This is a genomic window from Mesorhizobium sp. M7A.F.Ca.US.014.04.1.1 (assembly GCF_003998745.1).
Taxonomy (GTDB): domain Bacteria; phylum Pseudomonadota; class Alphaproteobacteria; order Rhizobiales; family Rhizobiaceae; genus Mesorhizobium; species Mesorhizobium ciceri.
Window position 1 is genome coordinate 1 of record NZ_RZRW01000948.1, and the last position, 1450, is coordinate 1450.

Annotated in this window: 3 protein-coding genes; all 3 read left to right on the forward strand. The window is 62.1% G+C overall.

Translation table 11 applies throughout. The features are described 5' to 3' along the window. On the forward strand, positions 1-182 hold a 182-nt coding region (locus tag EOA22_RS33400), incomplete at its 5' end, for an L-serine ammonia-lyase, iron-sulfur-dependent, subunit alpha (RefSeq protein ID WP_206521463.1). 76 nt (positions 183-258) lie between these two features. Beyond that, positions 259-696, forward strand: a complete 438-nt coding sequence (locus EOA22_RS33405) for a DUF1489 family protein (protein WP_013531780.1) — start codon at positions 259-261, stop codon at positions 694-696. Between the two features lie 84 nt (positions 697-780). Then, on the forward strand, positions 781-1450 hold a 670-nt coding region (locus tag EOA22_RS33410; protein WP_164756173.1), incomplete at its 3' end, for a VWA domain-containing protein.

Here is a 1450-nt window from a genome sequence, read left to right on the forward strand (position 1 = left end):
GCAATGCGCTGGGCGCGGTCAAGGCGGTGACGGCAGCGTCACTGGCCATCAAGGGCGACGGCACCCATTTCGTACCTCTCGATGCAGCAATCGAGACCATGCGCCAGACCGGCCTCGACATGAACGAGAAGTACAAGGAAACCAGCCTGGGTGGGCTCGCCGTCAACGTCGTGGAATGCTGAAGGCTGGCCTAAACTGCCACTGTGGAGAAGTCGATCCGGTCGTTGACGCGTCCGCATGCGGGACTAACCTTAAGCGATGTCTCTCAATCTCATAAAACTCTGTGTCGGCTGCGACAGCGTCGAAGATCTCGAGGAGTGGATCGCCTTCCGCCTCGACGAGCGGCGGCGCGCCGGTGAGCCGGTCGAGCAATATCACACCACGCGCATGATGCCGACGCGCGGCGCCGAGGTCACCGATGGCGGTTCGCTCTATTGGGTGATCAAAGGAAATGTGCAGTGCCGCCAACTGATCACCGAGATCCGGCCGTTCACCGATAGTGAAGGCATCGGCCGCTGCCACCTGATTCTCGACCCCGAGGTTGTTCGAACCGACTGGCAGCCGCGCCGGGCCTTTCAGGGCTGGCGCTATCTGAAGCCGGCCGACGCGCCGCTCGATCTGGGCAAGGGCAAGGCCGGACTGATCGAGATGCCGCCGAAACTCAGGCGCGAGCTTGCCGACCTCGGCCTGCTCTGACCCCAGGTGGCATCACCGTCTGGCCCTTTGTGCCACCCGATGTGGGGCTTGCAAGCGATGTGGCAACGCCACATCTTGTTTTTTATGAGCGATAAGAAGCAACCTGTGCCAGCGAGGACCAATCCTGCGCCGATCAAGCCTCAATCCAACGCTGGCGAGATCGACGCCTTCATTCGCCAGGCGAGGACACTTGCCGCATCGGCGACCGGTTCGGGCAGGCTGATCCTTGCTCTCGACGCGACGATGAGCCGCCAGCCAACCTGGGATCTGGCCTGCACGCTGCAGGGCCAGATGTTCGACGCCGTCGGCAAGGCAGGAACCCTCAGCGTGCAACTGGTTTATTTTCGCGGTCTTGGCGAGTGCCGTTCGTCCGCTTTCGTGAGCGACACCAATGCCTTGAAGCAGCTGATGACGCGGATCGAGTGCCGCAGCGGTCACACCCAGATCGGCAAGGTGCTGGCGCATGCGTTGAAACAGACGGCAACCGCTAAGGTCAATGCGCTGGTCTATATCGGCGATGCGATGGAAGAGGATATCGACGATCTGGCCGAAAAGGCCGGCAGCCTCGGCCTTCATGGCGTTCCTGTCTTCGTCTTTCAGGAAGGCCATGATTCCAGCGCGGAAAAGGCATTCAAAGAGGTTGCGCGGCTGTCCAAGGGGGCCTGGTTCCGGTTTGATCGGCGGGCTGCCGCGACCCTGGCCGGACTGCTTTCGGCTGTCGCCGTGTTCGCGACCGGCGGGTTGAAGGCGCTCG